This window comes from Cellulosimicrobium sp. Marseille-Q8652, from assembly GCF_965112045.1.
The window spans coordinates 455,737-481,649 of sequence record NZ_CBCOPS010000001.1; the positions used below are offsets into that span (position 1 = coordinate 455,737).

21 protein-coding genes and 3 tRNA genes are annotated in these 25,913 nt (G+C 74.7%); 7 read left to right on the forward strand and 17 right to left on the reverse strand.

What is annotated here, in order from left to right:
• Positions 1 to 93: 93 nt before the first annotated feature.
• On the reverse strand, positions 94 to 1,542 hold the full coding sequence (locus tag ACWPWV_RS02060; RefSeq protein WP_454041313.1) for a phosphotransferase: 1,449 nt from the start codon (positions 1,540 to 1,542) through the stop codon (positions 94 to 96).
• A 149-nt stretch (positions 1,543 to 1,691) separates the two neighbouring features.
• On the opposite strand from ACWPWV_RS02060, the gene ACWPWV_RS02065 reads away from it, so the two are divergent.
• The 3 genes from ACWPWV_RS02065 (at position 1,692) to ACWPWV_RS02075 (ending at position 4,089) form a co-directional block, all read left to right on the forward strand.
• On the forward strand, positions 1,692 to 2,507 hold the full coding sequence (locus tag ACWPWV_RS02065; protein ID WP_454041314.1) for a hypothetical protein: 816 nt from the start codon (positions 1,692 to 1,694) through the stop codon (positions 2,505 to 2,507).
• Positions 2,500 to 2,886, forward strand: coding sequence for a GntR family transcriptional regulator (locus tag ACWPWV_RS02070; protein ID WP_454041315.1), 387 nt, complete (start codon positions 2,500 to 2,502; stop codon positions 2,884 to 2,886). Before ACWPWV_RS02065 ends, ACWPWV_RS02070 begins: the two co-directional genes overlap by 8 nt.
• A gap of 195 nt (positions 2,887 to 3,081) precedes the next feature.
• A complete protein-coding gene (locus ACWPWV_RS02075) occupies positions 3,082 to 4,089 on the forward strand; it encodes a L,D-transpeptidase family protein (RefSeq protein WP_454041316.1) in 1,008 nt (335 codons plus the stop codon).
• Between the two features lie 13 nt (positions 4,090 to 4,102).
• On the opposite strand, the gene ACWPWV_RS02080 is transcribed toward ACWPWV_RS02075, so the two are convergent.
• Genes ACWPWV_RS02080 through ACWPWV_RS02090 form a run of 3 tightly spaced genes read right to left on the reverse strand, consistent with a single transcriptional unit; the run spans position 4,103 to position 8,322 of the window.
• Positions 4,103 to 5,347, reverse strand: coding sequence for a UDP-N-acetylmuramate dehydrogenase (locus ACWPWV_RS02080; RefSeq protein WP_454041317.1), 1,245 nt, complete (start codon positions 5,345 to 5,347; stop codon positions 4,103 to 4,105).
• Between the two features lie 9 nt (positions 5,348 to 5,356).
• Positions 5,357 to 6,706: an MFS transporter gene (locus ACWPWV_RS02085; protein ID WP_454041318.1), complete on the reverse strand. Its 1,350-nt coding sequence runs from the start codon at positions 6,704 to 6,706 to the stop codon at positions 5,357 to 5,359.
• Positions 6,703 to 8,322: an MFS transporter gene (locus ACWPWV_RS02090; protein ID WP_454041319.1), complete on the reverse strand. Its 1,620-nt coding sequence runs from the start codon at positions 8,320 to 8,322 to the stop codon at positions 6,703 to 6,705. Before ACWPWV_RS02090 ends, ACWPWV_RS02085 begins: the two co-directional genes overlap by 4 nt.
• A 91-nt stretch (positions 8,323 to 8,413) precedes the next feature.
• Here ACWPWV_RS02090 and ACWPWV_RS02095 point away from each other — a divergent pair, with 91 nt between their 5' ends.
• The gene (locus tag ACWPWV_RS02095) at positions 8,414 to 9,610 is read left to right on the forward strand and encodes a LacI family DNA-binding transcriptional regulator (RefSeq protein WP_454041320.1); all 1,197 of its coding nucleotides are present in this window, start codon (positions 8,414 to 8,416) and stop codon (positions 9,608 to 9,610) included.
• A gap of 30 nt (positions 9,611 to 9,640) precedes the next feature.
• Here the strand turns inward: ACWPWV_RS02095 and ACWPWV_RS02100 are convergent, their stop codons facing one another.
• The 7 genes from ACWPWV_RS02100 to ACWPWV_RS02130 form a co-directional block, all read right to left on the reverse strand.
• Positions 9,641 to 11,161 carry a Tat pathway signal sequence domain protein gene (locus ACWPWV_RS02100; RefSeq protein WP_454041321.1) on the reverse strand — a complete coding sequence of 507 codons (1,521 nt, stop codon included), beginning with the start codon at positions 11,159 to 11,161 and terminating at the stop codon, positions 9,641 to 9,643.
• A 127-nt stretch (positions 11,162 to 11,288) separates the two neighbouring features.
• A complete protein-coding gene (locus tag ACWPWV_RS02105) occupies positions 11,289 to 11,735 on the reverse strand; it encodes a MaoC family dehydratase (protein ID WP_454041322.1) in 447 nt (148 codons plus the stop codon).
• Complete coding sequence (locus ACWPWV_RS02110; RefSeq protein WP_454041323.1) at positions 11,732 to 12,202, reverse strand: FAS1-like dehydratase domain-containing protein; 471 nt, start codon at positions 12,200 to 12,202, stop codon at positions 11,732 to 11,734. Before ACWPWV_RS02110 ends, ACWPWV_RS02105 begins: the two co-directional genes overlap by 4 nt.
• 22 nt (positions 12,203 to 12,224) lie before the next feature.
• A complete protein-coding gene (rpmG, locus tag ACWPWV_RS02115) occupies positions 12,225 to 12,395 on the reverse strand; it encodes a 50S ribosomal protein L33 (protein WP_021482899.1) in 171 nt (56 codons plus the stop codon).
• Positions 12,396 to 12,482: 87 nt separating this feature from the next.
• Positions 12,483 to 12,559: transfer RNA gene (locus ACWPWV_RS02120), tRNA-Met, on the reverse strand.
• Between the two features lie 62 nt (positions 12,560 to 12,621).
• Positions 12,622 to 12,694 (reverse strand) — tRNA-Thr (locus ACWPWV_RS02125).
• A 129-nt stretch (positions 12,695 to 12,823) separates the two neighbouring features.
• Positions 12,824 to 12,905 (reverse strand) — tRNA-Tyr (locus tag ACWPWV_RS02130).
• 138 nt (positions 12,906 to 13,043) lie between these two features.
• Between ACWPWV_RS02130 and rarD the strand changes: the two genes are divergently transcribed.
• From rarD to ACWPWV_RS02145, 3 genes are all read left to right on the forward strand, one after another.
• Positions 13,044 to 14,033: an EamA family transporter RarD gene (gene rarD / locus ACWPWV_RS02135; protein ID WP_454041324.1), complete on the forward strand. Its 990-nt coding sequence runs from the start codon at positions 13,044 to 13,046 to the stop codon at positions 14,031 to 14,033.
• 118 nt (positions 14,034 to 14,151) lie between these two features.
• Positions 14,152 to 14,646 (forward strand): YajQ family cyclic di-GMP-binding protein, encoded by a 495-nt coding sequence (locus ACWPWV_RS02140; RefSeq protein ID WP_454041325.1) that lies wholly within the window; start codon positions 14,152 to 14,154, stop codon positions 14,644 to 14,646.
• 13 nt (positions 14,647 to 14,659) lie between these two features.
• Positions 14,660 to 15,640, forward strand: a complete 981-nt coding sequence (locus ACWPWV_RS02145) for an HAD family hydrolase (protein WP_454042788.1) — start codon at positions 14,660 to 14,662, stop codon at positions 15,638 to 15,640.
• Here the strand turns inward: ACWPWV_RS02145 and ACWPWV_RS02150 are convergent.
• The 6 genes from ACWPWV_RS02150 to ACWPWV_RS02175 form a co-directional block, all read right to left on the reverse strand.
• Complete coding sequence (locus ACWPWV_RS02150) at positions 15,593 to 17,350, reverse strand: L-aspartate oxidase (protein WP_454041326.1); 1,758 nt, start codon at positions 17,348 to 17,350, stop codon at positions 15,593 to 15,595. The two genes, ACWPWV_RS02145 and ACWPWV_RS02150, sit on opposite strands and share 48 nt — an antisense overlap.
• A gap of 227 nt (positions 17,351 to 17,577) precedes the next feature.
• Complete coding sequence (gene htpX / locus ACWPWV_RS02155; RefSeq protein ID WP_454041327.1) at positions 17,578 to 18,465, reverse strand: zinc metalloprotease HtpX; 888 nt, start codon at positions 18,463 to 18,465, stop codon at positions 17,578 to 17,580.
• A gap of 218 nt (positions 18,466 to 18,683) precedes the next feature.
• Positions 18,684 to 20,096, reverse strand: a complete 1,413-nt coding sequence (locus ACWPWV_RS02160; protein ID WP_454041328.1) for an FAD-dependent oxidoreductase — start codon at positions 20,094 to 20,096, stop codon at positions 18,684 to 18,686.
• 268 nt (positions 20,097 to 20,364) lie between these two features.
• The gene (locus ACWPWV_RS02165; RefSeq protein ID WP_454041329.1) at positions 20,365 to 20,838 is read right to left on the reverse strand and encodes a hypothetical protein; all 474 of its coding nucleotides are present in this window, start codon (positions 20,836 to 20,838) and stop codon (positions 20,365 to 20,367) included.
• 128 nt (positions 20,839 to 20,966) lie between these two features.
• Positions 20,967 to 21,236 (reverse strand): hypothetical protein, encoded by a 270-nt coding sequence (locus tag ACWPWV_RS02170; protein WP_251153494.1) that lies wholly within the window; start codon positions 21,234 to 21,236, stop codon positions 20,967 to 20,969.
• A gap of 147 nt (positions 21,237 to 21,383) precedes the next feature.
• Positions 21,384 to 25,895, reverse strand: a complete 4,512-nt coding sequence (locus ACWPWV_RS02175) for an FtsK/SpoIIIE domain-containing protein (RefSeq protein ID WP_454041330.1) — start codon at positions 25,893 to 25,895, stop codon at positions 21,384 to 21,386.
• Between the last annotated feature and the right edge of the window lie 18 nt (positions 25,896 to 25,913).

Sequence of the window (25,913 nt, forward strand, 5' to 3'; positions counted from 1 at the left end):
CCGGAGCGTCGAAGACCCCCTGCGCGGTGGCGACGGTGGCACCGAGGCCGACCGCGCCGAGAGCTCCCGTGACGATCCATGCGCTGCGAGCCTTCATGATCCTTCTCCTTCGTGTCGTTGTGCGCGCGGCCTCCCGGCTGCGTCTGGACCCGAGTCTTCCGACCGGACGTGAGACGGCGAGGAGCCGTCGATGAGAGAGCTCTCAGAGAGCGGGGCGTGCGCGCCGGCCGCCGCGAGCGCCGCGTCGACGAGGTCCTCGGCGACGGCCAGCCAGGCCGTCGCGAGCTCGCGCGTCCCTGCGCCCGAGGCGAGCGACAGCACGACGCCCGCGGCCCGGGCCCGCAGCGCGGCCGCGTCGACCACGGCGTCGAACGCGACGAGGCACCGGTCCACGAGACCGTCGGTGCCTGCGTAGTCCGCCGGGGACAGCGACGGCAGCACGGCGAGGTGCGCGACGACGCACGCGAGGTCGTCCACGCGGTGACCCGGCCCGAGCGTGTCGACGTCGAGCAGGACGCCGACGCGGCCGCCCTCAGGCCCTGACGTCCCGGCGGCGAGCAGGACGTTGGCGGCGTGGAAGTCGCCGTGCGTCGCGACGACCGGGCCGAGCGCCCGTGCGCCGACGGTCTGGACGACCCCGGCGACCCGTGCCGTGCGCGCGGCGTCGAGCCCGTGCACCTCGACGGCGGTCCTGGCGTACCGCCCGACCCTGTCCGCCCAGGCCGGGCGACGGGTGAGCGCGGTCGCGGCGGCCGGGAGCTCGTCGAGCGCGCGCAGCAGCGCCCGGGGGTCGACCGCCGTCGCGCGCCCCTCGGGAGCGGTGGCGGCCAGGTGCTGGGCGAGCGAGCGTCCGTGCTCCTCCGCGAGCACGACGACCCCGTCGTCGGACCACGTGAGGCAGCGCGGGCCCACGACGACCTCGCGCAGGCGGTCGGGCCCGCCGAGCAGCGCGTGCCGACGGACGAGCGACCGGACGCGCTGGGGCCGCACCACCTTGACGTAGACGGCTCCGAGCGACGTCCGCGCCCGCAGGACGGCGCGACGCAGCGGGCGGTACGCCACGACCTCGACGGACTCGACGTCCGCCCGGTGCCCCGCGTCGCGCAGCCTGCGGGTGAGCGTCGCGGCGTCGCACGCCGCGGACAGCCCGGGCAGCATCGGGTCGGCAGGATGCCGCCACACGTGCACGACGCGGGGCCCGTCCGCGAGACGCACCACGCCCGGGCCGACCACGTCGCCAGGCAGGTCGGCGGTCGTCGCGAACAGGTGCTCGGTCGACTCGGCGACGGACCCTCCCGCCACGTCGAGCGCGCCGGGCTCGTCGCGCCGCGCGACGACGTCGTACCCCACCGTGACCTCGGCGCCGGGCCGCGCGTGCACGCGGTCGACGCTCCACGCCCCCAACCTCGCGCCGTCGGCACCGAGCGCGGCCTCGAGGAGGTCCGCGGCGTCGGGGGTCGTCAGCAGGTCGAGCCACTCGCGCTGGTCGACGGTGACGGGGTCAGAGGTCGCGGTAAGTGGCACGGTCACGGTCACGGTCACGGCGCCATTCGACGCCGCGCCCGTGGGGCACGGGTGAGACGCAGATGAGAGAGCTCTCATCCGGCTCTCCCGCCCGCAGCACTGACCACCGACGACCACCGCCCGACAGCGTCCTTGACACGCCGGTGCACCGGTGGGATCGTCGCATCATGCCGATACAAAGCCTGACACAAAATACGGTGCGCGACCCCGTGCGGGAGGCCGCACGGCGTCACGCGGGGATCGTCGCCGGGTCGGCGGCCGCCGCGGGCGTGCTCACGGGGATCGTGGCGGCGCAGGCCACGACGGTCGTCGACGGGTTGGCGGAGGGCGTGCTCCTCGGCCTGACGCCGGCGCTCGTCGGCCTGGCCTTCCTCGCCGTGCACGCGGTCGGCGAGCGCACCTGGCCGCGGCAGGGCGAGACCGTCCGGTCGGCCTCGCTCCAGCCGCGGTCCGTCGCCGACGTGGCGCCCGCGGGCCTGCGCCGGCTCACGTGGGGGCTGGCGGCGGCGATCCTGGTCCTCGCCGCGGTGGGCGCGCTCACCGCCGGGGACGACGGCCGGTCGGTGACCCGCGTCGCCGGGGACGTCACCTCGACGGCGAGCCCGTACCCCGGCGCCTTCTACGGCGTGTGGCTCGCGCTGGGCGCGGTCCTCCTGCTCGCCGGGTCCGAGTCCGTGCTGCGGCTCGTCGCGCGACGGCCCGCCGTCGCCCTGGTCAGCTCGGCGTGGGACGTCGCCCTGCGACGCCTCTCCGCCCACCGGGTCCTGCGGGGCGTCCAGCTCGCGCTCGCCCTCACCGCGGCCGGCATGCTCTTCTACGGCGGGAACGCGGCTGCACGGACCGGCTACCCCGGCGCCGTCGTCCTCGCCGTCGTCGGGGCGCTCCTCGCGCTGGGCTCGCTGGCGGTCGTCGTGCGCGCCGCGCCGGACCCGGACGTCGCGGTCGGGCGCGCGACGCCCGAGGGAGCGCCGGCCGGTGCCTGAGCTGCGGGTCCGCGTGGACCTGGGGTCCGGCGTCGCGCCGTACGAGCAGATCCGGACCCAGGTCGTCGCCCACGTCGCCGCCGGGCGGCTCGCCCCCGGGGACCGCCTCCCGACCATCCGCGCGCTCGCGACCGACCTCGGTCTCGCGCCCGGGACCGTCGCGCGCGCGTACCGCGAGCTCGAGGAGTCGGGCGTGGTGACCACGCGTCGTCGGGCCGGGACCGTCGTGTCGGAGGGCGTCTCCCCCGCGGACGTCGACGCCCGCCGCGCGGCGCGGGACCTCGTGGCCACCGCGCGCGCGTCGGGGCTGAGCGACGAGGAGGTCCTGGCCCTCGTCGTGGCCGCGCTGCGCCACGAGCAGACCCGGGCCGAGGGCTGACCTCGGCCCCGACCCGCCGTCGCGAGCCGGGGCACGGCGGTACGTCACAGCACGGGGCCGTGCGTCACGAGAGCATCACGATCCGCGGTTCACCCGCGCCGCTCACGGTCCGGCCCGTGCGTCGCGGCGCATGATGGTCCTCCGCGGCGTGCCACGCGCTCGCACGCGCGGGACGGAGACCGGAGGGGGACCGCCGTGGACGACGCACGACCGGGGCACGACGTGCCGCGAGACAAGACGGCTGCGCCGCGCGCGCCCCGGCAGCGGGTCCGGGTGCTCCGCGCCGTGGCGCCGGCGCTCGCCGGGCTCCTCGTGCTGACCGGCTGCCAGGCCGGGCTGCCCGACATGGAACCCGGACGCGCGCCGTCGGCCTCCGTCGAGAGCACCCCCGAGACCGCTCCCGAGCCGACGACGGACCCCGGCACGACGACGTCGCCGGAGGAGACGCCGTCGGCAGCGCCCGGTCCGACCGCGACCCCGGACACCACGCCCGAGCCGACGCCCGAGCCGACGCCCGAGCCGAGCCCGACCCAGGAGCCCGCGCCCAGCCCCGACGAGACCGCTCCCCCGCCCGCTGCGGAGCCTCCTCCGCCGGCGGAGCCCGCCGAGCTCGAGCGCGGTGCGGAGGGCGACCGGGTCGTCGCGCTCCAGGCACGGCTCGCGGAGCTCGGCTACTTCATCGGCGCCCCGGACGGCGCCTTCGGCCCGGGGACCCAGCAGGCGGTGTGGGCGCTGCAGAAGGCCGCGGGCATCTCCCGCGACGGTGTCGTCGGCCCCGCGACGCAGGCCGCGCTCGACGAGGGCGTGCGGCCGCAGCCGCAGACCGGGTCGGGCAAGGTCATCGAGATCGACCTCGACCGCCAGCTGCTCCTCGCCGTCGAGGACGGCCGGGTCGTGACGGTGATCAACGCGTCGTCGGGCAACGGGGAGCAGTTCGAGGCGAAGGGCCGGACCTACCGGGCCGGCACCCCGCGCGGCACGTTCCAGGTGGGCCGGCAGGTCGACGCGAACTACGAGTCGAGCCTCGAGCTCGGCAGCATGTGGCGGCCGAAGTTCTTCACGGGCGGCATCGCGGTGCACGGCTCGGGCTCGATCCCGCCGTGGCCCGCGTCGCACGGGTGCATCCGCGTCGCGAACAGCGCGATGAACTGGATCTGGGACACGTGGGGCGCTCCGCCCGGGACGACGGTCGTCGTCTACTGAGCCCTCCCGGGCGTCAGAGGGACGCGCCCACCAGGACGGGCTCGGGGACGAGCTCGACCCCGAAGGCGTCGAGCACGCCGTCGCGCACGGCACGCGCCAGCTCGAGCACGTCGGCGGCGCTCGCCCCGCCACGGTTCGTCAGCGCGAGCGTGTGCCGGGTCGAGAGGGTCGCGGGGCTCGACGTGCCGTGCACGCCGTAGCCCTTGCCGAAGCCGGCGTGCTCGATGAGCCACGCCGCGGACGTCTTGACGAGCGTCGGGTCGACCTCGCCGAGGCTCGGGCCCGTCGTCCGGCTCGGGGTCGCGGACCGCACCGGGTAGCGCGGCGCCTCGGGGGGCAGCTCGTCCGCCTCGTCGGCCGGCACGACGGGGTTCGTGAAGAACGACCCCGCGCTCCACCGGTCGTGGTCGGGGGCGTCGGGATCGCCGTCGAGCAGCATGCCCTTGCCCGCGCGCAGGGCGAGGACGGCGTCGCGCACGTCCGCCATCGGCGCGCGCTCCCCCACCTGGACTCCGAGGCGGCGGGCGAGCTCCGGGTACGCGACGGGTGCGGACAACGACCCGAGCCGTGTCTGGAAGCCGACCTCGAGGACGACCCAGCGCGGCGACGGGTACCACGGGCCCGACGCGTCGCCGTCGGGACCGGCACCGCCCGCCCCCACGTGCATCGACCGCTTGAGCACCGACGTGCGGTACCCGAAGCCGAGCTCGCCGAGAGCGAGGGTCCGCACGCGGCCGCGCTCGCGGTCCCACACCCGCACGGTCGAGACGACGCCCGCGACCTCCTGGCCGTACGCCCCGACGTTCTGCACGGGTGCGGCCCCGACGGTGCCGGGGATGCCGGACAGCGCCTCGACCCCGACCCACTCCTCCGCCACCGCGCGCGCGACGAGCGCGTCCCAGTCCTGGCCCGCGGGCGCCGTGAAGCTCGCCCCGCCGCACGAGTCCTGCGCGTCGACGACGACGCCCTGGCGCAGGTCGCGCACCACGACGCCCCCGAACCCCTCGTCGGCGACGAGGAGGTTGGACCCGCCCCCCAGGACCAGCAGCGGCTCGCCCGCGTCGTCGGCCGCGCGGACCGTGGCGATCAGCTCCGCCTCGTCGTGGACCTCGACGTAGCGGTCCGCGGGACCGCCGACGCGCAGCGTCGTCAGCTCGGCGAGCGTCGGCTCCCCGACGGAGTCGGGACGCAGGCCGGGTGCGGTCGCGGTGGCGGTCGCCGTGTCGACGACGCGGGGTGAGGCGGGTTCGCAGGTCACGCCGACAGCCTAGTTCGGGCGGTCGACGCTCGACGCGGCATCGTCCGCGCCGGGACGGGCACCGTCGTCGGCGGCCCGGTCGCCCGTTCCTCCGGCGGCCGTCGGGAGCGGTCGCGCCGCCCCGACGACGAGCAGCCCGACGACGACCGGGATCGCGATGACGAGCAGCGCGGACCGGTACCCGACCTCGTGCGCGAGGAACCCGATGAGCGGCGGACCCATGAAGAACGCCGAGTAGCCGATGGTCGCGACGACGCTCACCCGCACCGCCGCGCGCTGCGGGTCGTCGGAGGCCGCGCTCATCCCCACGGGGAACCCGAGAGCGGCGCCCATGCCCCACAGGACCACGCCGCCGAGCGCGAGCCACAGGCTCGGCGCGAGCCCGAACAGCAGGAGCCCGGCGAGAGCCAGACCGGCGGAGACGCGCAGGACCGCGACGCGGCCGAAGCGGTCGAGGAGCCCGGTCCCGAGCAGGCGCATGCCCGTCATCGCGGTGAGGAACACGGCCAGCCCGACCGCGCCCGTCGCGTCGTCCGTCCCGAACCCGTCGACGACCGCGAGGCTGACCCAGTCGTTGGCCGCGCCCTCGGTCAGCGCGGCGGCGAGGACGACGAGGCCGATGAGCAGCGTGCGCGGCTCGGTCCACGCCGACAACGCCGACCGGGCGCCGCGCGACCGGTCGCCCCCGGAGCCGTGGACGGGGACCGCGGTGGCGGGATCGGCCCCGCCGGAGTCGGCCGAGCGCGGGGTCCCGCCGTCGTCCACCCTCCCGGCCGGGAGGAAGAGCCGGACGCACCACAGGATCGCGAGCAGGCTCACGACGACGGCGACGGCGAGGTGCCACTGCACCGGCACGCGCGTGGCCGCGGCCACGGCTCCCAGGCCGGCGCCCGCCATCGTGCCGAACGAGAACCCGGCGTGGAAGCGGGGCATGATCGCCCGGCCGAGCCGCTGCTCGACCGCGGCGCCCTCGAGGTTCATCGCGGCGTCCCAGACACCGGTCCCGACGCCGGTGACGAACAGCCCGACGCGCACGACCCAGTCCGCGCCCTCCGAGACGGCGAACGCGGTCGTCACGAGACCCGCGGTGTTGATCGTCGCGAAGATCACGACGGCGCGCGCCGCGCCGAGCCGCTGGACCACGAGCCCGGAGAGCGGGAGCGCGAGCAGCGAGCCCACGGCCATGAAGAGCAGCAGCAGGCCCATCTGGGCCTCCGCGAACCCGAGCTCGTCGCGCACCGCCGGCAGCCGGGACGCCCAGCTCGCGAAGTTGAAGCCGTTGAGGAAGAACACCGCGAAGACGGCCCACGCGGCGAGCGCGACGGCGCGCGCGGGTGCGGGGCGGGACGGGGCGGTCATGCGGAGGTCTCCTCGCGGCGTCGGGGGGTCGTGCGGTGCGGACGACGGCGACCGTGCCGCACGTTGCCGCGCCGGCGGACGCGTCCGGGCCGGACGTCGTGCGACGAGGTCTCGGTCGCCGGTGTCTCGGGCGCCGGCGCCTCGGGCGCCGGGGCGTCGGGCGACGCGACGTGCAGGGCGGGTGACCGGCCCGGGCCGGGAGCTGCGGCGTCCACCGCCCCATCCTCCCCCGCGCGGCGGGCGGCGAGCGCCGCGGGCGTGCGCAGCGGCGCCACCTGGCGGGCGAGGAGGACGCTGAGGACCATCGCCCCCACGATGAGGACGAGGGCGTGCCGCGCCCCCATGGCCTCGGCCGCGAGGCCGAGGAGCGGCGGCGCGGCGAGCGACGCCATCGAGGAGAACGCCGACACCACGGACACGCGCCCCGCGGCGCGCAGCGGCTCGTCCGAGGCCGCGGCGATCCCCACAGGGACGGCGAGCGCGGCACCGAACCCCCACAGGACGACGCCGACCCCGGCCAGGGTCAGGGTCGGCGCGAACCCGAAGAGCACGAGCCCGACGATCGAGGTCACGCCCGAGGCGCGCAGCACCGTGACGCGGCCGAACCGGTCGATGAGCCGCGTGCCCAGGAGGCGCATGACGGTCATCGCCGCCACGAACGTGCCGAAGACGACGGCTCCGACGGCCTCGGTCTGCGCGAACCCGTCGACGACGGCGAGCGACAGCCAGTCGTTCGCCGAGCCCTCCGACAGTGCCGCGGAGAGGATGACGAGACCGATGAGGAGCGTGCGCGGCTCGCGCCAGGCGCCGAGCGCCGCGCCGAGCCGCGCCCCACGACGGGCGCCGCGGCGCGCGAGCCGCGGGTGCAGGCGGGCGGTCTCGACGTCCACGACGGCGTCCCCGAGCGACTCCAGGGCAGCGGGCGCGTGCTCGGCCGCGGGCCCCGACGGGGCCCCCGCGCGGGCCGTCCGACGCGCGACGGCCGTGTCGTGCACGGTCGCCGGGATCGCGACGAGGCGCCACACGAGGGCCACCGCGCCGGTGACCGTGAACTGCACGAGGACGGGCACCTCGCCGTGCGCGCACGCCGCGCCGAGCAGCGAGCCGATCACGGCGCCGACGGAGAACGCCGCGTGGAACTGCGGGAGGATCGTGCGGCCCATGCGCCGCTCGATGCCGGCGCTCTCGACGTTCATGGGCACGTTGCCGAGCGCGAACGCCATGCCGTTGAGGAAGATCCCGGCGGCGAGGAGCGCGACGGAGCCGGTCGCCGGGCCGAGGCCGAGCAGGAGGAAGGCACCGCCGAAGAGCCCCGCGGAGAGCGCGAACGCGGCGCGTCCGCCGAAGCGCGTGACGAACGGGCCCGCGGCGGTGACCGTCGCGAGCGCGCCGACCGCTCCCGCGAGGAGCACGACGCCGAGGTCGGCGGGGCTGAGCGAGAGAGCGTCGCGCACCGAGGGGATGCGCGCGAGCCAGCTCGACATCATCACGCCGTTGAGCGCGAAGATGCCGAGGAGCGCCCAGCGGGCGCGGGACAGGGACGCGGAGTGCGCAGCACCTCCTCGAATCGATTCGATCCGAGGAAGGAGAGAGCGCTTCGAATCGATTCGAGGCATGGTGACCAGTGTGCGGGTACGCTGGCCGCGCGTCAATCGACATCCCGTCCGGACCAGGGCGGACGAGCAGGTACGGGCAGGCAGGAGCGTGATGAGCGGCACCCGCGGCACGACCGGCGGCACGCCCGGAGGTACGCCCGGCACAGGCCCGGCGGAGAGCGCCGCGCCGGTGGCGAGCACGGCCCCGGCGCCCCGCCCGCGGCCGACGCTCGCGAAGGTCGCCGACCTCGCCGGCGTGTCCGTCTCGACGGCGTCCCTCGCGTTCTCCGGCGCGGGACCGATCACGCCCGAGACGCGCGCACGCGTCCTCGCCGCCGCGGAGGAGCTCGGCTACACCGGTCCCAACCCCCTCGGCCGCCAGCTGCGCTCCGGTCGGTCGGGCGTCGTCGGGGTGGTCGTGGGCGACCAGCTGCGCCGCGCCTTCCGGGACCCGGTGGCGGTCCAGGTGCTCGACGGCCTGGTCTCCACCCTCGGCGAGAACGGTCTCGGCGTCCTCCTCATCCCCGGCATCCCCTCCGACGACCCGGCGCACGCGGTCGACCCGCTCGTCGAGAGCGCCGCGATGGACGTCGCGGTGCTCGTCTGGGGCGTCGGGGCCGAGGACGCGACGCTCACCGCGCTGCGCCGACGCGGCGTGCCGGTCGTCATCGGGGAGGGGCGCGCCGTCGAGGGCGCGCCGCTCGTGGGCATCGCGGACCGTCGCGGGACCGCCGACGTCGTCCGGCACCTGGTCGGGCTCGGGCACGCGCGCATCGCCGAGGTGTCGCTCCCCTTCGACACCTCCGACCGGAGCGGCCCCGTCGACGCCGGGCGCCTCGCCCAGGTCGACCGGACCCCCACCGCCAACCGCCTCGCCGGGGTGCGCGACGTGATCGAGCCCGTCGCGAGCTGGGAGACGGAGGCGTCGCTCGTCGAGCACGGGCGCTCGGCCGCGATCGCCCTGCTCGGCCGCACCGACGCCGACGGCGTCGTCGTGCCGCTCGACCCCACGTCCCGGCCCACCGCCGTCATCGCCCACTCCGACCTGCTCGCCGCGGGCGCGCTGCTCGGCGCGCGCGAGCTCGGCCTGCGCGTGCCCGACGACGTGTCCGTCGCCGGGTTCGACGGCCTCGACCTGCCGTGGCTGGCCCCCGACGTGCTGACGAGCGTCGACCAGCCGCTCGCGCGCAAGGGCGCGGAGCTGGGCCGCGCCGTCATCGACCTCCTCGCGGGCGAGGAGCCCCGGACCGTCGTGCTCGAGGTCGAGCTCGTCGTCGGGACGACGACCGGGCCCGCACCGACCGCCTGACGACGGACGGCGCGAGCCCGGGCCGTCTCGTCAGCGCAGCCCTCCGACCTGGAGCGGGTTCGCCCCCGCCGCCGCCATGAGGTACCAGGACGTCGCGCCGACGTGCTGGACCTGGAAGTACCCGAAGCCGAACCCCGTGTCGAGCAGGCTCGACGCCGCGACCACACCGGACCGCTCGGGCAGCGGCGTGCCGCCGACCGTCTGGCCCGCGCCCACGGAGTCCTGCGCGACCCGCACCTCGCGCAGCAGGTCGGCCGCACGGTCCCGGTCGTCGCGCCGGCGTCGCCCGCCGCCGTGCCGACCCCGGCCGTCCCTCCCGTCGCCCTTCCCGTCACGGTCGAGGAACGCCCCCGCCAGCTGGGCGGTGCCCTCGAGCCACACGCCCTGCTGATGCACGGGGAGCCCGTTGTACGACGCCGTCGACGTGAGGCTCGCGCTCGAGAACGTGACGCCCTCGACCGTCACGCCCGCCGGGAGCTGGGAGACGCCCTCCCCGGCGACGTCGCGCGCCGCGAGGGCGTCCGCCGCCCAGTCGAGAGCCCGTGCGTAGCGGCGGTCGCGCAGCGCCAGCCAGCCCCAGGTCTGCGGGTCGAGCGGGAGCGGGTCGCGGTTGATCTCGGTGCCGTCGTTCGTGCCGGTGTACAGATAGCCGCCGGCGGGCTCCCACATGCGGTCGACGAACGCGCGCGCGTGCTCGCTCGCGCGCGTCCAGCGCCGGTCCCGGGTCGCGGCCGCGAGCTGGCGGAAGAACGCGACGCAGTCGACGTTGTGCTCGGTCGAGCCGTTCGGTACCGGCGCGTTCGCGGCGTCCACGCCGAACGAGAAGCCGCCCAGCGGCCGCGTCGACCACGTGTTCGCGACGATCCACTCCGCGATGCGCAGCGCGCCCCGCAGGTAGCGCCGGTCGCGCGTCGCGGCGTGCAGGTGGAGCAGCGCGATCCCCGGCCAGGCCATGTCCCCGACCGCGGTGCCGAGGAACCCGAACTGCCAGCCGACGTTCGCCGTCCCGTCGGGGAGCACGAGGCCGTGCTCCTGCGGCGAGCCGTCGTAGAACACGTACGGGCCGACGTTGTACGCCTGGCGCAGGCGGCCGTCGTCGTGCGCGGGGTCGTTCTCCTGCGCGAAGAGGAAGCCGTCACCGAGCGCGCGTGCGCGGTCGAGGTGCGCGCGGCCCGCCGTGAGCGACGCGCAGATCGCCAGCGCGTTGTCGTAGACGAACGCCGTGGAGAACAGCCCGAGCTGGTCCGCGTACGACTGCGCGAGGCGCGGCCCGGGGTTCTGCTCCGGGTAGGCGTCCGTCATGACGTCGAGGAAGCCCTGCGCGCGCCGGACGGCGTCGCGCGCTCCCCCGCCGTGGGCACCGCCGTGCCCTCCGCCGGTCGCCACGGCGGGCGCGCCGGCGGTCGTCGCCGTCGCCGGCGCGGCGAGCAGCGTGGTCAGCGCGGCGGCGCCCGCGCCCGAGAGGGCGAGGAAGGCGCGGCGGTCGAGCGCGCGACCGGCGCTGGGCGCCCGGTCGGACGGCGTGGCCTCGTGGGGTCCGGACAGGGTCATGAGCGTCTCCTTCGACGTCGGCGAACCGTGACCCCACGGTAGTGGGAGCGTTCCCACCTTGGGAAGGGCTGCGTCGGACGACGTCAGGCGCTCCGACCGGCCGGGGCCGCGCCGGCGCACGGAGGCCTCAGAGCCGGACGACCGCCTGGCTCTTGCCGAGCACGCGCGCGCCGTCGGACGTCACCGTCAGGTCGACGCGCACGGTGCCGGCCTCGGCGTCGATCGCCCCGAGGGTGCCGGTGACCTCGAGCGTCGCGACGCCCGGGTTCGGGACGGGCACGGGCCGCGTGAAGCGCGCCTGGTAGTCGACGACCGCCCCGGGGTCGCCCGCCCAGTCCTCGACCAGCGCGACGGCCGCGCCCATCGTGAACATGCCGTGCGCGATGACGCCCGGCAGCCCGACCTCGGCCGCGAACGCGTCGTTCCAGTGGATCGGGTTGAAGTCGCCGCTCGCGCCCGCGTAGCGGACGAGCCAGGCACGGTCGACCTCGACCGTGCGGGTCCCGACGACGTCGCCGACCGAGAGGTCAGCGAGGACGGGGCGGCCGGCTGCGTCGGCAGGCTCGGTGCTCATGCGTCCTCCCCGCGGACGGCGAGGGTGGAGCGGACGGTCGCGACGGGCGTCCGGACGGCTCCGTCGTCGCCCGGCGACTCGGCCAGGATCTCGCAGCGCGTGGTGACCATCGCGAGGCCGGCCCGCTCGACGATCGAGTCCACGTGCAGCACCGTCACGAGCTCGTCGCCCGCGACGATCGGCCGGTGGTGCGTGAAGCGCTCGTCCGCGTGGACGACGCGGGAGAAGTCGATGCCCGCCTCGGGGTCCTCGATGAGCTGCGCCTCGGCGCGCTGCGCGACGACGACCGCGAACGTGGGCGGGGCGACCAGGTCCGGATAGCCAGCACCCCGCGCCGCCACGAGGTCGTGGTGCACGGGGTGCGTGGATCCGACCGCCGCGGCGAACTCGCGCAGCTTCTCCCGGCCGACGGAGTACGGGGCGTTCGCCGGGTACTCGCGACCGGCGAAGTCTGCGTTGATCGCCACGGTCGGGTGCCGGACCGCTGGGTCAGCGGGTCTCGCGGTGCGCGGTGTGCTTGCCGCAGCGCGGGCAGAACTTCGCGAGCTCCAGGCGGTCCGGGTCGTTACGACGGTTCTTCTTGGTGATGTAGTTGCGCTCCTTGCAGTCCACGCAGGCCAGCGTGATCTTGGGGCGAACGTCAGCGCTCTTGCTTGCCACGGTAGTGAGCCACCTCTCGCGCCTCCGGAGGGCGCTTGTGCTGTGCAGGCCGCACGACGCCGGCCGCCGTACGGAGATTGTCGAAAGTGGTAGCGGAGGCGGGGATCGAACCCGCGACCTCACGATTATGAGTCGTGCGCTCTAACCATCTGAGCTACCCCGCCGCATGAGGCGAACGCGAGGTCGTCTCGCAGTATTCCAGCAAGACGACCCCGCGTCACCACAGAGCCCCGAAAGGGAATCGAACCCTTGACCTTCTCCTTACCATGGAGACGCTCTGCCGACTGAGCTATCGGGGCGGCGCGGAAAACTCTACACGCAACCGGGCGCGGTACGAAATCGGCGGGATTCCGCCGCTGCGACCCCGCCCGGACGACCGGTGGAACGTCGACGGGGCGCCCCCGTGAGGTGGCGCCCCGTCGCTCCGGTGGCAGGTGAGGGATTCGAACCCCCGAAGGCTGAGCCGTCTGATTTACAGTCAGATCCCTTTGGCCGCTCGGGCAACCTGCCGCGTGTGGAGCTGCCGACACGACCGACCCGTGCACGTGGTGCGGGGTGGCCATGGCGGCGAGCCAACGATACAGCCCGTCCGGCCGCAGAGCGAAATCCGCTCCACGACGGCCCCGCGGCGGCTCCTAGAGTGTTCCCGTGACCGACCCTGCTCCCTCCCCGGAGCGCAGCCCCGACCTCGACGCCGCGCCCCGGCGATCCCCGCGCGACGCCGCGCCGGCCTCCGGCACCCTCGACCGTCGAGGCGTCCTGTTCGGCGCGAGCGCCTACGTCCTGTGGGGCGCCATGCCGCTCTACTTCCCGCTCCTGGAGCCCGCCAGGCCGCTCGAGATCATCGCCCACCGCGTCGTCTGGAGCCTCGTCGTCTGCGTGCTGCTGCTCGTCGTCGCCCGACAGCTCGGCCGGTTCGGACACGTCCTGCGCAGCCCGCGCACGCTCGCGCTGCTCGGCGTCGCCGGCGTGCTCGTCGCCACGAACTGGACGATCTACGTCTACGGCGTGCTCTCCGGCCACGTGCTCGACGCCGCCCTCGGGTACTTCGTCAACCCGCTCGTCACCGTGCTCCTCGCGGTCGTCGTGCTGCGCGAGAGGCTGCGGCCGGCCCAGTGGGTCGCCCTCGCGATCGGCACGGCCGCCGTCGCGGTCATCACCGTGGGGGTCGGGCGCGTGCCCTGGATCGCGCTCGGGGTCGCCTTCACGTTCGGGCTCTACGGGCTGGTGAAGAACCGCGTCGGGCGCAGCGTCGAGGCGCTGCCCGGCCTCGCGGCAGAGACCACGACGCTCGCGCCGCTCGCCCTCGCCTACCTCGCCTGGCTGGGTGTCTCGGGAGAAGGCACCTTCTCGCTCACCGACCCCGCCCACGCCGCCCTGCTCGCCTCGTCGGGGCTCGTGACCGCCGTCCCCCTCCTGCTCTTCTCGTCCGCGGCACGACGCATCCCGCTGTCCCTCGTGGGCATGCTCCAGTATCTCGCGCCGGTCCTGCAGTTCCTCTGCGGGGTCCTCGTGTTCCACGAGCACATGCCGCCGGCCCGGTGGGCGGGCTTCGTCCTCGTGTGGCTCGCGCTCGTCGTGCTCACGGTCGACGGCGTGCACACCGCGCGGGCGACCCGGCTCGCCGACCGCGCCTGACGGGCTCCGCACCCGACGCGGTCGCAGCAGTCGGCCGGGCGGCGTGCGACGACCGTCCCGCCGCGCACTCGACTACGGTGGACCCAGCACCCGCACCCGTCCCCGAGGGAGGACCACCATGGCCGACTCGTCGTTCGACATCGTCAGCAAGGTCGACCGCCAGGAGGTCGACAACGCGCTCAACCAGGCCGCGAAGGAGGTCGCCCAGCGGTACGACTTCCGCAACGTCGGCGCCTCGATCGCGTGGAGCGGCGAGAGCATCGTCATGGTGGCCAACTCGGCCGAGCGCGTCCTCGCGATCCTCGACGTGCTCGAGACGAAGCTCATCAAGCGCGGCATCTCGCTCAAGTCCCTCGACACGGGCGACAAGGAGCCCAAGGCCTCCGGCAAGGAGTACCGCCTCGCGGCGACCCTCAAGGAGGGGCTGTCGAGCGAGAACGCGAAGAAGATCACGAAGATCATCCGCGACGAGGCGCCCAAGGCCGTCAAGACGCAGATCACCGGCGACGAGGTCCGCGTCACCTCGAAGTCCCGTGACGACCTGCAGACCGTCATCGCGCTGCTCAAGGCGGCGGACCTCGACGTCGCGCTGCAGTTCACGAACTACCGGTAGAGCCGCGGTGCCCGTGACCGACGGCGGTCCGCACCCCGCGCCGTCGGCCGGCCGACGCCCGGCCTCGCCCCGGCTGCCTCGCCTCGTCGCCACCGACCTCGACGGCACGCTGCTGCGCTCCGACGGGAGCCTGTCGCAGCGCACGCGCGACGCCCTGCTCGCCGCCGAGGGGGCCGGCGTCGAGATCGTCTTCGTGACGGCCCGCCCGCCGCGCTGGCTCGCGCCGCTGCGCGACGTCGTGGGCGGGCACGGCCGCGTCATCTGCCTCGGCGGGGCGGCCGTCTGGGACCTCGCCACCGAGCAGGCGATCGACGTGTGCGGCTTCACGGACGCGGACGTGCGCGAGCTCGTCGACGACCTGCGCGAGGGCGTGCCCGACGTCGCGCTCGCGCTCGAGCGCGTCGACGGCCCGACGTTCGACCCCGGATTCCGCTCGGCAGCGGACGACCGCTCCGACCCGTCGGGGGCCGAGACGGTCGTCCGGTGGGTCGAGGAGACGCTGGGCGGGCACGACACCGTCGCCGGCGCGACCGTGCCCCGGCCGGTGGGCAAGATGCTCGCGCGCCTGCGCACCGCCCCTCCCCCGCCCGACGCACCGGCGACGCAGCCCGTCGTCGTGGCGTCGCACCAGGACGAGGCGCAGGAGCGCTTCCTCGCCCGGGTGCGCGAGGTCGTCGGCGACCGGGCCCACCTCGCCTACTCGGGCGCGGCGGGCCTCGCCGAGCTCCTCGCGCCCGACATCACGAAGGACGCCGCGCTCGCGCGCTGGTGCGACCGGCTCGGCATCCTCGCCCGGGACGTGTGGGCCTTCGGCGACATGCCCAACGACCTGCCCATGCTGCGCTGGGCCGGACGCTCGTTCGCCGTGGCGAACGCCCACCCCGACGTCCTGGACGCGGCGACCGACAGGACGTCCACCAACGACGAGGACGGGGTCGCCGTCGCGCTACTCGACGAGCTTGCCCGTCACGGAGTCGTCGTCGCGACGGAGTGAGGCGATCTCGTCCGGGACCGGCGGGATCTGCTCCGCCTCGACCCCGCGGCCGGGCGACCAGACGAGGTTCACGCGCAGCGCCGGGTCCGTGTCCGGGTGGTCCGACCGGTTGTGGGCGCCGCGGGTCTCGCGCCGGACCAGCGCCGACTCCAGGGTGGCCCGCGCCGCGAGCAACGACCCCTGGAGGTCGAACGCGTGCGCGAGGTCGTCGTACCCGGCGATGTCGGGGTGCGCGACGACGGCCCCGGACCGCTCCTCGACCTCGCCCAGCCGTCGGAGGCCCTCCGTGAGCCCGTCCTCGGAGCGCACGACGCCGGCGTGCGCCGACATCAGGTCGCGCACCTCCCGCTGGAGGCGACGGGCGTTCTCCTGGCGCACGGCGTCCGCGCCGGGCGTCGAGCCGAGCCCGAGCGCGCGGTCGACCTCGTGCGCGGCCTCGGCGACCGCTCCCGCGTCCCGCCGTGGCGCGTCCGACCCCGTCGCGAAGTCCGCCGCGGCCTCGCCCGTGATCCGCCCGTAGACCAGCAGCTCGATGAGAGAGTTGCCGCCGAGGCGGTTCGCCCCGTGCAGCCCGCTCGCGGCCTCGCCGATGACGTACAGGCCGTCGACCTCCGTGGCGTGGTCGGCCGCCGCGACCCGCACCCCGCCCATCGAGTAGTGCGCCGTCGGCGCGACCTCCATGGGCGTGGTCGTGATGTCGAGCATCTGGAGGTCGAGCATCATCCGGTACACCCGCGGCAGGCGCTCGAGGACCTGCTCGCGCGGCAGGTGCGACACGTCGAGGTAGACGCCCCCGTGCGGGGTCCCCCGGCCCTCGGCGATCTCGGTGTAGCCCGCGAGCGCCACGCGGTCGCGCGTGGAGAGCTCCATGCGCTGCGGGTCGTAGCGCTCCATGTAGCGCTCCCCCAGCGCGTTGCGCAGGATGCCGCCCTCGCCCCGCGCGGCCTCGGACACGAGCGTCCCTGCGGCGTCCTCGGGCTCGAGGATCCCCGAGGGGTGGAACTGGACGAGCTCGGCGTCGCGCAGGCGCGCACCGGCGAGGACCGCGAGACGCCACGAGTCCCCGGTGTTCTCGTCGCGGCGCGAGGAGGTCCGACGCCAGATGCGGGTGTGCCCCCCGGCGGCGAGGACCACCGCGTCCGCGTGGATCGTCACGCGCGTCCCGTCGGTGACGTCGAACCCGTACGCGCCGAAGACCCGCCCGTTCGCGGTGAGGATCCGCGTGACGTAGACCGTGTCGAGGACCGGGACGTGCAGCTCGCCCGCGCGCCGCACCAGGGTGCGCTGGATCTCGAGCCCCGTGTAGTCCCCGGCGAACGCCGTACGGCGGTAGGTGTGCGCGCCGAAGAACCGCTGGCTGATCCGCCCGTCGGCGTCGCGCGCGAAGGGCATGCCCCACCGCTCGAGGTCCTCGATGCCGCGCGCGGCTCCCCGCGTGACCACCTCGACGACCTCGGGGTCGGCGAGTCCGTACGACTCGGTGATCGTGTCCGCCGCGTGCTGCTGCCACGAGTCCTCCGGGTCCGTCGTCGCGAGCGCGGCGTTGATGCCGCCCGCGGCGAGGCTGGTGTGGGCGTCGTGGCGGCGCCGCTTGCCGACGGCGAGCACGTCCACCCCCCGCTCGGCGAGCTCGATGGAGGCGCGCAGCCCGGCGCCTCCCGTGCCGACGACGAGGACGTTCGTCGCGAGACGTCGATGACTCCACTGCATGGCGGGACCTCCGTCGGTGCACCAGGGTCGCCCGGCCCGGAGGCCCGGGCGACGGTCCCGGGGAACCGGGGCCTTCGTCCACGGTAGGCACCGCCCCGCCCTCGCGGGCCGGGTCGTGAGCCGGGTCACGCAGCCGGTGCGTCACGCTCGTCGGTCACGCCGGCGGGTCACGCTCGTGCGTCACGCTCGTGCGTCACGCCGGCAGGTCACACGCAGTCGCCACCTGGTCAGTGGTACGTGATCCCGCCGTACCCCGGGCCGTGCCCGGCCATCCCCTCGAGCCTCTTGATGCGCTCGGCCATCGGGGGGTGCGTCGCGAACATCTTCGCGACGCCGGCGCCCCGGAACGGGTTCGCGATCATGAGGTGCGAGACGTCGACGAGGTCGCGGTTCTGCGGCAGCGGGGCACGCTGCGTCCCCGCGTCGAGCTTGCGCAGCGCCGAGGCGAGCGCGAGCGGGTCGCCGGTGAGGCGGGCGCCGTCCTCGTCCGCGTCGTACTCGCGCGTGCGGGAGATGGCGAGCTGGATGAGCATCGCCGCCACGGGTGCGAGGACGACCATCGCGAGGGCGGCGATCGGGTTGCCCCCGCGGTCGCGGTCGCCGCCGAAGATCAGCAGGAACTGCGCGAGGGACGTGATGACGCCGGCCAGCGCGCCCGCGACCGACGACGTGAGGATGTCGCGGTTGTACACGTGCATGAGCTCGTGCCCGAGGACCCCGCGCAGCTCGCGCTCGTCGAGGATGCGCAGGATCCCCTCGGTGCAGCAGACGGCGGCGTTCTTGGGGTTGCGCCCGGTCGCGAACGCGTTCGGCGCCTGCGTGGGCGAGACGTACAGGCGCGGCATCGGCTGGCGCGCCTCGGTCGAGAGCTCGCGGACGATCCGGTACATCGTCGGCTGCTCGAGCTCGCTCACGGGCCGGGCGTGCATGGCCCGGATCGCGATCTTGTCGGAGTTCCAGTAGCCGTAGAACGTCGTCAGGAGACCGATGCCGACGAAGACCCAGAGCAGGTTGGCCCGGGCGCCGAACAGGGCCCACAGGCCCAGGACGACGACCCACATGCCCCCGAACAGCGCGGCGGTCTTCAGACCGTTGAAGTGCTGGCGTCGTCCCACGGGCGCTCCTTCCGTGCTCGGGGCGGCCCACCGTGGTGCCGGGCCGCCCGCAGAGGGCGCCGTCCTGCCGCCGCCCACCAGGTGAACGCGCCACGACGCCGACACGTTCCCGGGGCATCCGTCCTGCCTTCCCGCCCGTCGACGGCACGGACCGGGGACGACGACGGCGCCCCGCCCGGGAGGGCGGGACGCCGTCGTGACGGTCCGTGAGCCGGAGGTCAGCCGACCTGCGACTCGCCGCGCGCGACGCGGATCATGTCTTCGCGCGGGACGACCTTGATGCGCTCGCGGCCGTGCGGCTCGCCGAGGCCGCGCTCGAACGCGTCGAGCAGCTCCCAGCCGGACCACTCGATGTAGTCGACGCCGCGCTCCGCGAGGAACTCGACGACGGCGTCCGGGGTGCCGAGCGGGGCGACGCGTCCTGCCTCGAGGTCGGCCGACGCGACGTCGCCGCCGTCGCCCGCGCCGGTGACGTCCTCCACGAGGTGACGGACCGTCTCGGACGCGTCGGACTTCGTGTGGCCGATGAGCCCGACCGGTCCGCGCTTGATCCAGCCGGTCGCGTACACGCCCGGCAGGTGCTCGCCGTCGATGTCGAGGACGCGGCCCTCACGGTTGGGGACGACGCCCTTGAGCTCGTCGAACGGGATCTCGGGGAGCGGCGAACCGAAGTAGCCGACCGCCCGGTAGACGGCCTGGACGGGCCACTCGTGGAACTCCCCGGTGCCGGACACCGTGCCGTCGCCGTTGAGCTGCGTGCGCTCGGTGCGCAGCGCCTCGACCTTGCCGTCGCCGAGGATCGCGACCGGCGCGTGCAGGAAGTGCAGGTGCAGGCGGCGCGACGCCGTGTGCTCGCTCGGGTCCTTGAGCGTCCAGTCCGTGAGGGTCTTGACGACCTGCTTCGTCTGGTTCGACGAGCTGATGGCCGCCATCGAGCCCTCGTCGAACTCGAAGTCCTCGGGGTAGACGATGACGTCCACGTCGGGCACGTGGCCCAGCTCGCGCAGCTCGAGCGGCGAGAACTTCGCCTGTGCCGGGCCGCGGCGGGCGAAGACGTGCACGTCCGTCACGGGCGACGCCTTGAGCGTGTCGTAGACGTTCTGCGGGATCTCGGTGGGGAGCAGGTCGTCGGCGTGCTTGGCGAGGATGCGCGCGACGTCGAGAGCGACGTTGCCGGCGCCGAGGACGGCCACCTGCTGCGCCTCGAGCGGCCACGTGCGCGGGACGTCGGGGTGACCGTCGTACCAGGACACGAAGTCGGCGGCCCCGTAGGACTCGGGCAGGTCGATGCCCTCGATGGGCAGCGCCGCGTCGCGGATCGAGCCGGTCGAGAAGATCACCGCGTCGTAGTACTGGCGCAGGTCGTCGAGCTTGAGGTCGACGCCGTAGTCCACGTTCGCGAGGAGGCGGATGTCGCCCCGGCTCAGCACCTTGTGGAGCGCGACGATGATCTGCTTGATGCGCGGGTGGTCGGGGGCGACGCCGTAGCGCACGAGCCCGAACGGTGCCGGCAGGCGCTCGAAGAGGTCGATGCTCACGTCGAGATCGGTCTTGGACAGGATGTCCGCGGCATAGATCCCGGCGGGACCCGCGCCGACGATCGCGACGCGCAGGGGACGGATGCTGCTCACAGGACAGGGTGCCTTCCGGTCGAGGACGGGAGTCTGGTGCTCGGTGTGGTGCTCGGTCTGGTGCGCAGCGGGACGAGCGGGGCTCGTGCCCGGCCGCAGCACGGCGGTCCGGTGCTGACCGACCGCAGGTGACCACCTCGATTGTACGACCGGGTGAGGGTTACCTCACTCAGCCCTCTCCCGATCCTCCTACTGTGCCAGCGGTCTCGCCAGGTGGATAGGGCGTCTTGTGATCCGGGCGAATGTAAACGGTGACGGTCCTGCGGTGTCAGCGGTCGAGGCGCAGGCTCTCCTGGATCGCGCGGATCTCGTCGCCCGCCCACGGGTGCTGCACGACCGTGCACGTGCCGGTCGTCTGCACGACGTCCGCCACGGGCCCGCGCGGCACGACGACGGTCCGCACCGACTGGACCAGCACCGTCCCGGCGCCGCCCTTGAACGAGGCCTCGACCCAGCGCCCGGCCAGCCCGTCGACCTCGAGCTCGCCGCTCCCCAGCTCCCGCAGCTTCGGCAGGGGCCGCAGCTTGCGGACCACCTCGACGTGCGCGTCGTCGAGCGTCGCGTCGGCCCGGACGCGGGAGACGACGACGATGACGTTCGGGTTGAACTCCCCCTCCGGCACCTCGCGGCCGAGCGCGAGCGGGAGCGCGACGTGCGGCAGCGGCAGCCAGCCGTCCGGGGCGGTCACGCGGACGCCCACGGGCGCAGGGAAGTCGTCGCTCGGGTAGCGCAGCTCGGTCATGCGGCGGGGCCTCTCGTCGGGGGTGGTGCGTCAGCAGTCTCCCAGACGGCCCGGCCCCGGACACGCCGAGGGCGCAGGACCCCTCTCGGGATCCTGCGCCCTCGGTGGACCGCAGTGGAGCTCGCGGATCAGGAGTTCGAAGCCTGCTCCTGCTGCTGCGCGTTCTGCTGGGCCTTCTGGCCCGCCTCGGTGAGCATCTGCGAGACGTTGTTCAGCTGCGTCTGCGCGGCGGGCCAGTCGCTGCCCTTGAACTGCTGGGCGTCGGGGCCCTCCCAGGTGACACCCTGGACCTGGGTGTTCAGCGTGTTCATCGTGGTCCGAATCTCGTCCGCCTTCTGCTGCAGCGTCTGACCGAGCCCGCGGAGGTCCTCGACGTTCGCGCCCCAGTATCCAGCCATGGTTCATCTCCTTCTGTCCTCGGCCTCCACCTTGCGTGGACGCCGTCCCGTTGTCGATGGCCCTACTCAACCATCGGCCCCCGCACGCGTCGATGGGGAGGCCTCCCCATCGCCGTGCCGGAATCCTGCCCGAGGGCGCTCAGCCCGTCAGCGGGGCAGCGCCACGTGCATCTTGCGCGCCCTGCCCGAGACCACGAGGAAGCCGCGACCGGGCGGGAAGTCGGCGCGCCGCAGCCGCCCGAGACCCGTGCCGAGGAGCGTGTCCCCGTCGAGGTCGCCGGGCGTGAGCAGCAGCCCCGAGCGACCTGCCTTGAACGGCTGGGCGATGGCCCAGGCCTGGCCCCACGTCGACGACTCCGACTCCCCCACCACGAGCTGCTCCGCGCGCACGGCCGTCCGGACGAACGCCGCGAGCGGCTGCTCGGCCGGCGTCCCCGTGAACTCCGTGACCGACTCGACGAGCACGGTCAGCGACCCCGGGCGCAGCGATCCGCCCTCGAGCGCGGCCGTGAGGCTCTCGAGCAGGGTCACGACGTCCTCGGGCGACGTGGCCGCCGTGTCCCACACGTCGAGGGCGGAGATGCTCGTGCGCCGGGGCGCGAGGTACACCACGCGGCCCGCGCGCGCCCGGCGCACGGCCTGCGCGATCGTGACCAGCGCCGTCGTCCGCCCACCGCCGGGAGGCCCCGAGAGCATGAACGTGCCGCGCGCGGGAAGCGCCACCGGCGCGATGTCCAGGTCGTCGAGCCCGATCGTGGGCCGGTCCGCCGTGAGCTCGGGCAGCGCGTCGAGCGTGAAGCTGTCCGGCAGCCGGTCGACCCCGGGCGCCTGCGGGATCCCGAGCCGCGACATCGCGTCGCGCAGCCTGCCCAGCTCGCGGGCCTGGAGCGCGACGTTGGGGTCGCCGCCGAGGACCGCGACCTGCACCTCGTTCTCCTCGAGGATGCCGCGTCCCGGGGGCGACGTCAGCGTGAGGACGTCCTTCGGGACGCCCAGCGTCATGTAGTCGTCCTCGTTCGCGAGACGCAGCACGAGGCGCTTCTGGATGGTGGAGCCGAGCGACGTCGGGACGGAGGCCGCGCGGTCCCCCGTCACGACGACGTGCACGCCCACCTGGCGGCCGTCGGTCGCGATCTGCGTGAAGGCCCCCCACACCGGGAACGCGTGCGACGGCCGGAACTCGTACGCGTCGCGGAACGCGCCGATGCCGTCGACGAGGAGCAGGATGCGCTGCTCGTCGGGCGCGTTCGCGATCCGGCGGTACTCGTTGAGGTCGCCCGCCCGCACGGCCGCGTACCGCGCGGAACGCTCGTCGACGAGGTCGCGCAGCGTGCGCAGCACGCGCTGGACCCGTTCCTCGTCGTCGCCCGAGACGACCGCCCCCACGTGGGGCAGGTCCTCGAGCATGCGCAGGCCGCTGGCCCCGGCGTCGATCGCGTACACCTGGACCGGCCCGCCGCGCGCCGTGATCGCCGCCGACACCGCGATGGTGCGCAGCGTCGCGCTCTTGCCCGAGCCTCCCGTGCCGTAGATCGCCATGTTGCCGTCGCGGTCCGGCTCGTAGAACACCGTGGGCTGCGTCTGCGTGGTCGGGTCGTCCTCGACGCCGAGCAGGAGCATCGCGTCGGTGCGGGGGTTGGGCAGGCGGGCGAGGTCGTAGGTCCGCGCGAGCTCGGGCAGCCACGGCTTGCGGGGCGCCGGGACCGCCGCCTCGGCCGCGGCGCGCGAGATCGTCGCGACCACGCGCGAGATGTCGTTGGGGCCGGGGTCCTGCGTGTCGTCCTCGACGTCGGGGTCCGGCACCTCCCAGCGCAGCCCCGTGCCGAACGACATCTCCTGCACGTCGATGCGCGACGGCTCGGGGCGCGAGGACGTCCAGCCGCCCGCGTACCCCGTCTGGAACGGGGTGATGCGGCCGGGGCCGGTCTTCACGGCGCCGCGGCCGGGGATCGACGGGTCGAAGTGCGCCGCCATCGGGATGCCGAGGATGTCGGTCGAGTCGTCCTCGTCCGCCATGCGCAGCGCGACACGGAGGTTGGTGTTGGCGCGCAGGTTGTCCTTGATGACCCCCGCGGGACGCTGGGTCGCGAGGATGAGGTGCAGGCCGAGCGAGCGACCGCGCTGCGCGACGTCGACGACCCCGTCGACGAACTCCGGGACCTCGTTGACCAGGGCCGCGAACTCGTCGACGACGATGAGCAGGCTCGGCGGGGCGTCGGGGTCGCCGGTGCGCTCGAGCGACGCGAGGTCCTTGGCCTTCTTGCGGTTCAGCAGGTGCTCGCGGTACCGCAGCTCCGCGCGCAGCGACGTCAGCGCGCGGCGCACGAGGTGGGGCGACAGGTCGGTGACGAGACCCACCGTGTGCGGCAGGTTCACGCAGTCCGCGAAGGCGGCGCCGCCCTTGTAGTCGACGAACAGGAACGTCACCCGGTCCGGGCTGTGCGCGGACGCCATGCCGAGCACCCAGGACTGCAGGAACTCGGACTTGCCGGCACCCGTGGTCCCGCCGACGAGCGCGTGCGGTCCCTGCGTGCGCAGGTCCAGGTAGAGCGGCTCCGTCCCCGAGTGCCCGACGAGGCCGCGCAGGTTCGTCGGGGTCCTGCGCCGCACGGGCGGCGAGCCGTCGCGCGGGGTCAGCGAGCCGTTCTCGCGCCAGGCGTCGACGAGGATCGCCGGGTCCTCCGCGAGCGACGTGCCCGCGAGCGCCAGGTACGAGACGGAGCGCGGGAGGTCGGAGTCGTCGTCGACCGGAGCGCCCACGTCCACGACGGGGGCGAGGATCCGCGCGACGTCGTGCGCCGTCGCGAGGTCGACGGTCTCGCACGTCACGGGGAACGACAGGCGCCCGACGCGCACCTCGCCCGTGGTCGCGCCCTGGGCGGCGCCGGGGCGTCCCGCGTCCTGCGCACCGGCCGGTGCGGCGTTCTCCTCGACGAGGACGAACGTGCGGCACGCGGCGGGCAGCTGCTCGACGGACGGCGCGACCCACACGAGGTGCACCCCGGCGTCCGCGCCGCGCTCGGCGAGCCGGGTGAGGCGCGAGCGGTCCACCGGCGCGTCGTCCTCGACGAGGACGACGACGCTCGGCAGGACGGGCTTCGGGACGTCCTGGGGCTCGTCGGGGTCGATCGGCCCGCGCAGCTCGGCGTGCGCCCCGAGGTCGGCGCCCCGCAGCTCGACGATGTCCTCGAGCCGGGACAGCAGGGACAGCGCGGCACCCGGGTTGTCGGCGAGGTGCGCGCCCCCGCCAAGCGGGCTGTGCGGCGAGCCGGTGTGCGGGAGCCACTCGAGCCACTCCCAGTCGGCGCGCGACCGCTGCGAGGTGATGGCGGCGAGCACGAGCTCCGACGGCGAGTGCAGCCCGGCGAGCTGGACGAGCACCCCGCGTCCGACGGCGTCCGCGGTGGCCCCGGCGCCGGCGATGCCCAGCGCGCCGTCCGTGCGCAGACGGGCGACGACGGGGACGCCGTCGATCGTCGCGCACTGCGCGTGGAGCTTCTCGAGCTCGCTCCAGAACTCGGGGAGCGTGTTGTTCTCGTTCTGCTGGTCGACCTGGGCCCTCGACGGCGCGGTCCCGAGCCCGACGCGGACGGTGAGGAACGCCTCGTGCTCGGGCCGGTGGGTCCACAGGAGCCCGCCCAGACGCCGCACCGCGTCGACGGTGTCCGCCACGGACGGGGCCTCCGTGAGGCGCACGGCGCGCTCGACGGCGTGCGTGCGGTCGATGGTGTCGCGCATCGCGGCGACCGACGCCCGGAACTGCTCGACCTGGGCCTTGAACTTGCGCTTGGCCTGCATCCGCTGGTCGAGGTAGTTGCCGAGCATGAGGATCGGGCTGAGCCCGATGAACACGATCGACAGGATGCTCTTCGTCACCGAGTAGAGGATCACGCCCATGAGGAGCGGCGCGACCATCGCGAGGTACGGGAAGCGCGTCGGGTCCTGGGGCTGCGGGGGCTTCGGTGCCCGCAGCTTGCGCTCGGGGAAGCGCGCGACCACGCGCGGCGAGCGGTTGAACTCGACGACGGGGCTCGTCGGGGCGAGGCTCGTCGAGCGGTGCAGCGAGACCACGGAGACCACGGTGCTGCCGATCGCGACGGTGTCCGCCGACGTCAGCGTCGAGCGCGTCATCCGCTGGCCGCCCATGACCAGGCCGTTCGCCGAGTTCGTGTCCGTGATCTCGATCGACTCGCCGACCGTGATGCGGGCGTGGCGCTTCGAGACCTGAGGGTCCGACAGCCGGATGTCCATGTTGCGGTCACGGCCGACGTAGCTCGTCCCGACCGGCAGGGGGAACTCGCGACCCGCGTCCGGGCCCTCGAGGACCCGCAGGACGGCGACCGCCGCGCCGCGGTCCTGTCCCGGGGAGTCGAACTGCTCGGAGACCCGCACGATGGAGACGGTCGAGCCCGAGCGCAGGCCCGCCTCGACCAGGTCGCTCGTCGGTGACAGCACCCGTCCCTGCAGGGACGCCCCGCTCGACGTCGGAGCCCCCGTCACCTGGAGCGTGAGCCGTTCGGGCAGGGCCGACCCCGCACGCGTCGGGTCGCCCGCGAACAGCGCCTCCGCGACGTCGCGCACGGTGGCGGTCGCGTCGGCGGTGACGGCGACGTTCGTCGTCGTCGCGTCGGGGCGGTGCAGGGTCAGCTTGATGCGCACAGGGGTGTCCTCGGGGGG